Raw genomic sequence first — 7,505 nt, forward strand, 5'->3', positions numbered from 1 at the left:
CTGTTACATTTATGTCTTACAAATTTAATTTTTCTTTGGCCGCTGGTTTGAATTTACACTGGTGGCACACACAACAACACCTATCAAACGCGTTAAATAGACGTTTAATAGGTGTTGTTGATTTTATGAGTGAAACGTTGACCGCTGTAAAGTAGTCCGAGTGATTTGCCTGAAGCCAGTTTTGAAACCGGTATTTATTACCTGTGGATTTGTTTTCAGCAACGGTATCATGGCATAATAGGAGTATTAAATGATTAAACTGGAGAGAATAGTTTTGAGAAAAATTTACGAAAAACTCCCAGTGTGGGTTGTCTATTCGGTGGCTTTTGCATTTATCGTGCTTTGCACCTTTGGCTCGTTGCGCTTGATGGGACTGACAACGATTTGGAAAATGGATGGGATTGCGCAGCATTATCCCATCCTAAAACAGTTCTATCGTATCCTGCATGGGACAGCGCACCAGTCCTTATTTGGCTGGTCATGGAACTTAGGCCTCGGTGCAGACCAAATGACGACCTTTGCTTATTATGTTGTGGGAGATCCGTTCAGCTATCTAATTGCCCTTTTTCCAGCTGGTAAGATTCAGCTCGGGTATCAATTGCTGACCATTCTGCGCTTATATTTCGTGGGATTGGCGTTCTTGGTGTTTGCTAAACAAATGAAACTGAAACGCAGTGGCCGCTTAGTTGGGTCACTAATCTATACGTTTACCAGTTTTTCATTCTACGTGGCCTTCCATCACCCATTTTTCCTATTACCACTGATTTTCTTCCCGCTGCTTTGTACGGCGGTTGATAAAATCTATCATGGCGAGTCGTTTTTGTGGCTGGTGGCAATGACGGCAATTGTTCTAATTAGTAATATCTACTTTGCTTACTTACTGGGCATTGGCTCCCTGATTTTTGCCCTGATCCGTTACGCTGATTTGAAACGGAAGGGCGAGTTAGTTCGCTCATTTTCCAAGTCATTCGGTTACTTCATGTTAACGGTAGTCATGGCACTGTTAATTTCGGCAATGGTATTGCTACCCAACATTTTTTCAATGTTGCACTCTTCTCGGTCATCTGGCGCTTCGATTTTCGCCAATGGCTTAACCCTTTATCCGGGTGCCTACTATCTAAAATTACCCAATACGCTTTTAGATTCTAGTGGCGATCGACTCTATTGGGCGGTCATGGGGACCAGCGGATTATCCTTGATTGCTATGATGTGGACTTTAAGGCACTTCAAGAAATATTTAATGCTGAACGTGACCTTGATACTGATCGTTGTGGGCATGTTGTTCCCACAATTTGCGGCGGCTATGAACGTTATGAGTACGCCATCTAACCGTTGGCTGCTACTGGCGCAAATTGTGTTCGCTTTAGCGGCTGGCATTTTTGTCGATCATTTGCATGAGTTGGTACCAGCAGATTTTAAGTGGTTCCTGTGGGGCACATTGATCTTCTTAGGGTTGATTTGGATTGGCAATGGCTTTGGCTTTAGCATGCGGGCCCATCACCTGGTCACGTATGGTATTTACCTGTTGATGTTGGTTATTATTGCCTATGGGTTATTCATTGGACTCGAAAATGTTCGTTTTCGGTTAGGGCTGCTACTGTTAGTCATTGTGAACGTCACCAGTATTGGTCTCGGATTTTATAGCAGCAGCTACAATGACCGGCTTCAAATCGGTGAATTAAGCGGTGGCGTAGCTGATCACTGGATCAAGGCCTACTACGACTATGCTGATCGGTATTTAAATCGGACCGAAAAAACCTTCTATCGAACCGCCTCAACCTCAAACTATTATTCCTCCAAAGCTGTGGGTAATAATATTCCGATGTTGCTGAACACGCACACGATTGGTTCTTATTTTTCAGTTCAAAATGGCGCGGTAAATGATTTTAACAAAACCTTGCAGAACAATGAAAACACGATGAATAACCCAACTAGTAACGTGGATAATCGAACCACGATGTCATCGTTGCTGAACGTGAAGTACTTGTTCGTTCGTCACAACCAAGTTGGTAAATCAAAAGTCCCGTATGGTTTTGAGATTATGAAAAATAAGCAGGGTAAGCCGATGAATTTTGTCAATCGACAGGTGTACTCACTGGATAATGACTTTGGTACGGCGATTTATCGCAACAAGTATGCTTTACCGCTGGCTTATACGCAGACGCGGCAATTAGACAGTACGGCCTTTCAAAAATTATCTGCCAATAACAAAGAACAAGCACTTCTCGATGGTACATTGACTAGTCAGAAGCTGACCGAGGTTAAAACGGTGAAAGCTGCTTCAACGGCCAAGACGGTACCTTATTCGGTAGAGATGAACTACCAGCCATTTACGACGGTAGCACAAGCAACCAGATACCGAATTAAGAGGGATACCAGTGCGCCGGTGACGAATAAAATTGAATCCAAAAAACTGACCCCCAAGCAGGTTAAGTACTATAATTACATGTCCCAATTCTATAAACCAAGCCAATCGGTCAAAAATCTGTTGCAGGAGAATCAAACGATCGTTGATCAAAATAATTATGATAATCGCAATGGCTTAAAGAAAATTACTAGCGATACACTTGGGCAAAATATCGATTATAAAATTACGTTGAAGAATCCTTCTGCCTACAAACATTGCGAACTCTACATTGAGTTTGATGGTATTAAAGCACAATATCCAACGATTAGTGATCGGCTGAATGACGCTGCTCGTCGTTCAGAAGTTGCGAATATACCATTTTCGACTGGTGTGAAGTTAAATTACTGGCGTGATTTTACCAATAATCAATACTTTAATTCGTTCAATCTGAAAGTGAGTGCCAAACACAAAAAAGCCGTAGTTCAACAGCTCGGAATCAGCAACATGTCGGACTACGAAAAGAAGGGCAAAGCGTTAGTTAACTTAGGTTACGCTAAGAAAGCTCGGAAGACGATCAACGTGACAGTGACTAAGGCAAACCACATGAGCTTTAAACGTGTGCGGATCATTGCAGTGCCGTTTGGTCAAAGTTATCGTCAAAAGACAACTCAGATTCAAAAGCAAAGTCTGAAGCAGTTGAAAGTGACTAATGACGGCGTAACGGGCACCACTAATCGGACTCAGGCTAGTGTGTTAACAACGTCAATTCCTTACACTAAGGGTTGGCACTTAACTGTAGACGGGCAAGACACGCCTACGCAAAAGGTCAATACCGGGTTTATAGGTGCGAAGCTACCTGCTGGCCGCCATCAGGTTAAACTAACTTATCGGACTCCTGGACTATTTGCTGGACGACTACTTTCGGTCCTTGGTTTATTGCTATTCGTTATTGGCGCTGCCGTGGAATTTTGGCGCTGGTTGGGTCGGACGCAGACAACTAAGCACTAACTAAAAAGGTCTGGTTCTTCAACGAAGAACCAGACCTTTTGCGCGGGGTATCCTGTTTCACAATAGCATTAAGCTGGTTAACACGATCAGCATGAAAGCTGACACAATAATCAGCGGTAAGGTTGAATTTAAAACAATCCGGTGATCACGACGGATGCTAAGAACAATGACAGTTAGCAGTGTGATCAGTCCAACAGCAAACAGAATCATCAATTTGATTTGGACGGCGGTATCTGCAATGGTCATAGGTTTCACCTCACTGACTACTTGATTAACAACTGGTACGCATAACGAAGCGCGTTGTCGCGTTGCATATGTACTATACCACGATAATCGAAGCCAGAACTGGTAATGACGTGCTGCATACCCTTGTTATCTGGGTGAGTGTCAATTCGGATATCTTTGAAGCCCAGTAGTCCGGAAATGGTAATAAGACTGGTCATTAGAGTTTCTGACAAATGGTGGCCACGAAAATCGCTAGCTACCGCAATTCGATGAATAGCTGAATAATGATCGTTTGTGTCGTCAATCCATTCTCCATCTTCAATCTTCAGGTAGTTGACATCGATTCCTTGGTGTAGTGCAGCAGTTCCAGCAATCTGATTGTCATAGATTAAAACGAAGGTTATACCATCCTTGATATCTTGCTGGAGAGTTGCTGAATCTGGATAGCCATCTTGCCATTGGTTGATGTTTTGTTCCTTTAAGTAGGCTTTAGCGCCATTAATGATGGCGCTAATTGCGGGTAGGTCTGCTTGGGTAGCCCGTCTTAGATACGTTGCTGGCATGATTTGCCTCCTCATGAATAGTTAGCCTAAATTTTACCCCTTTAATTGCTTTTTAAAAAGGTCTAGCGCAGTATTAAATAACGAGGAGTGGTTGAAATGCAGTATGAAGATGTTAAGCTAGCAACGTTCATTGATCGGCCTAATCGGTTTATTGCACATTGTAAACTGGCGGATGAGATTGTCACTGTCCACGTTAAAAATACGGGGCGAGGTAAAGAATTACTAATACCCGAAACACAGGTAGCCTTGAACTATCAACCCAAAAAAACGCGAAAAACTCAATACGATTTGATTGCTGTAAAGAAGCAGGGGCAACATTGGATCAATATTGATAGTCAATTACCAAACCAATTAGTAAAGGAAGCACAGTTAGCCGGTAAGCTGAATTTGCCAGATTTACCGGTATTGAGTCACTTTAAGCCTGAAACGGTTTACCATGATTCGCGCATCGATTTTTGGGGGCAAACGAACTCAGGACAGGACCTTTGGATCGAGGTCAAAGGGGTGACTCTGGAGAATCATGGTGTAGCGGCGTTTCCAGATGCGCCGACTGTGCGTGCTGTGAAACACGTTCACGAACTGACACGAGCGGTTCAAGAGGGCGCCATTGCCTATTTGTTATTCGTGGTCCAACTGGATTATGCCCATCTCATGACTATTTATCGGCAGCGTGCACCGAAGTTGACAGCGGCAATTGAAGCAGCTCAGCAAGCGGGTGTGCACGTGGTGGCACTGGATTGTAACGTGGCGCCTGATACGGTTACGCTAAGGCGGGCGGTGCCTTTTGATCTGAATGCTCATTTTGAAGAAGCGGACTAATAAACTTGTAACATCAGTCTATATCGACAAGGATTTAATTTAGTTTCTTGACAGACATACATCCTAAAATTTGCTGTAGCTCATGACTTGCATATAGCCCTAACCTGTTTCACAACTCAGATTCCGGCCATATAACACCAAAAACGTCATTCCGATGGGTTTTATCGGGATGGCGTTTTTGGTGTTATTGGAATCTACCGAGTTGTGTCACAGCCTCTTAATGGCTATCACCCACTAACGATGAACGGACAGCGCGATGCCCATTCCGCCGCCAATACAGATAGCAGCAACACCGGAATCAAGTTGTTCACGTTGTAGATCGTGAACCAAAGTGGTTAGAATTCGAGCACCAGAAGCACCAACCGGATGGCCTAATGCGATAGCGCCACCGTTAACATTCAAGCGATCATCAGGTATTTTTAAGTCACGAGAAACCGCAACGGATTGTGCAGCAAAAGCTTCATTTAATTCGTAACGATCGAAATCGGTAATGATTTTTCCTTGTTTTTTAAGCAGTTGAGAGATGGCGTAGTAAGGAGCATAACCCATGATGCCAGGATCAATGCCGACTTCTTGGTACCCATCTAAAACTGCAAGATAGTTTAAGCCAGCTGCGTCGGCAGCGTTCTTGTCCATCAAAACCAGCATACTGGCACCATCGTTTAATCCGGCTGAATTACCAGCAGTAACGGTACCGCCAGTTTTAAATGCTGGTTTTAAATGACTGAGTGCTTCTATTGAAGTATCTGGTCGGATGGCTGCGTCTTGAGTCATCTGAGTAGCTGATCTGCCTGTAACGGTGACTGGAACGATTTCATCTTCAAAATAACCAGCGTTGGTGGCCGCAACTGCACGTTGATGTGAGCGAAGGGAAAAGATGTCTTGATCCGTACGGGAAACGTGATACTTAGCAGCCACATTTTCGGCTGTCATTCCCATTAACTCCTGTGTGAATGCATCCCGTAATGCATCATGTTCAATACCATCGAGGACCTTTCTCTCGCCATACTTGGTACCTTGACGCATATCAGGCAATAGGTATGGTACGTTTGACATGCTCTCAGTACCGCCGACTAGGACAACATCGGCATCTCCAAGCATGATGGCAGATTGAGCCAGCCGAACTGCTTTGATGCCGGATCCGCATACTTGATTGATGGTCATTGCGGTACTAGTAAATGGCACATCACTATTAAGGCTAATTTGGCGGGCTACATTTTGACCCGAACCGGCTTGTAGTACATTACCAATGATTGTTTGATTGATAGTTTCAGGTTGAATCCCCGCTTGTTGAATTGCGGCTTTGGCAGTAAGCGTGCCAAGTTCAACTGCTGAATAATTTGCGAGTTGACGGCCCATCTTACCAATTGGTGTTCTGACCGCGCTTAGGATTACGACTTCTTTCATGATTAACTTCCTCTTCAAAATTCAATATACGTTTGATAAGGATACATGATAATTGGCGAAATGTCTTTAGCTTTGATTTTGCTTTACTGGAATTTTAAAGGTTTGTATTATAGAAGAATCTTTCATATAATGATGAAACTAAATTTGGGAGGTATAACATGACACAATTAGATGAACAGTTGGATAACTGGCTGGATCAAGTCGGTGAAGTGCCACTTGTCAATAACTTGAGTCAGGCAGATCAGGAACGGATATTGCTAATTGATTCGGTGGTGCTTCAGGTGGCAATTGAAGGGTATGGTAAGCAACCGAACGAGTGGACGACGGAGATGCTAACTGATTTATTCTTCAATCGGTTTGTAAGGTTGCTTGATAAAGATGAGAAGCAGCAACGATTGTTCGATTTGATTCCGATGGCTGTAATGGTTCTGTTAAGAGTTATGCAACCTAGAAGTTTTTCTGAGCTTACCAACTGGGTCAACGAGAACCACAACCAGCTGACACATTTATATGATCCGATAGCCGGCAAGGTCTATGCCCGATTGGATCATGCAATGAAGTTGGCCAATCTTAATATGAAAGACCCGAGTAAAGTCGCAAGTTTTACACGAGAGTATTTACGGAAGCACCCCATGGAAAGTAAGACACTTTTTGAGAAGAGGAATCCTCATGAGAAATAGATGTGGGGCTAAATTAATATGGTGTCTGTTCTAAATCTACATGGTAGCAGCAATTTTTCATGGTTTGGAGCAATGGTGCATACGTACAGTAAATGTGAATACAATTAGATCTGTGGATTTCCGTTGACACGTATTTGGACCAATGATATATTAGTAAAGTTGCTTCGCAGGGAAAACGAAAAACATGAATATAAATTATTATAAATTTGTGTTTGACTTTCAGTCTACGAAGCAGTATATTGATTAAGTTGCTTGCGACAGAAGTCGAGATTAAAAAATATAAATTTTTAAATTTTGGTTGACAGTTTAAAAGCGACGAGGTATCATAATAAGGCTGGTTCATAATTAATCAGCTCAGTAGATCTTTGAAAACTGAACAAAGTTTTGTTTCACAAATGTGCAGGGTATATCAGTTTCGGCTGATATCAAATGTAATTTGCGAAGTCAATTTCGCTA

6 protein-coding genes are annotated in these 7,505 nt (G+C 42.8%); 3 read left to right on the plus strand and 3 right to left on the minus strand.

From position 1 onward, the window contains the following. The first annotated feature begins 274 nt into the window (after positions 1-274). Positions 275-3,355, plus strand: coding sequence for a YfhO family protein (locus HC026_RS07525; protein WP_168925377.1), 3,081 nt, complete (start codon positions 275-277; stop codon positions 3,353-3,355). Between the two features lie 57 nt (positions 3,356-3,412). On the opposite strand, the gene HC026_RS07530 is transcribed toward HC026_RS07525, so the two are convergent. Continuing rightward, the gene (locus HC026_RS07530) at positions 3,413-3,601 is read right to left on the minus strand and encodes a hypothetical protein (RefSeq protein ID WP_168925378.1); all 189 of its coding nucleotides are present in this window, start codon (positions 3,599-3,601) and stop codon (positions 3,413-3,415) included. A 17-nt stretch (positions 3,602-3,618) separates the two neighbouring features. Then, a complete protein-coding gene (locus HC026_RS07535) occupies positions 3,619-4,143 on the minus strand; it encodes a GNAT family N-acetyltransferase (RefSeq protein ID WP_168925379.1) in 525 nt (174 codons plus the stop codon). 96 nt (positions 4,144-4,239) lie between these two features. Between HC026_RS07535 and sfsA the strand changes: the two genes are divergently transcribed. Continuing rightward, positions 4,240-4,962 (plus strand): DNA/RNA nuclease SfsA, encoded by a 723-nt coding sequence (sfsA, locus tag HC026_RS07540; RefSeq protein WP_168925380.1) that lies wholly within the window; start codon positions 4,240-4,242, stop codon positions 4,960-4,962. A gap of 234 nt (positions 4,963-5,196) precedes the next feature. On the opposite strand, the gene HC026_RS07545 is transcribed toward sfsA, so the two are convergent. Beyond that, positions 5,197-6,369 (minus strand): acetyl-CoA C-acetyltransferase, encoded by a 1,173-nt coding sequence (locus HC026_RS07545; protein ID WP_168925381.1) that lies wholly within the window; start codon positions 6,367-6,369, stop codon positions 5,197-5,199. 158 nt (positions 6,370-6,527) lie between these two features. On the opposite strand from HC026_RS07545, the gene HC026_RS07550 reads away from it, so the two are divergent. After that, entirely contained in the window at positions 6,528-7,049 is a 522-nt protein-coding gene (locus HC026_RS07550; RefSeq protein WP_168925382.1) for a hypothetical protein, read from the plus strand. The last annotated feature ends 456 nt before the right edge of the window (positions 7,050-7,505 follow it).

It is taken from the genome of Secundilactobacillus angelensis, assembly GCF_012641075.1.
Taxonomy (GTDB): domain Bacteria; phylum Bacillota; class Bacilli; order Lactobacillales; family Lactobacillaceae; genus Secundilactobacillus; species Secundilactobacillus angelensis.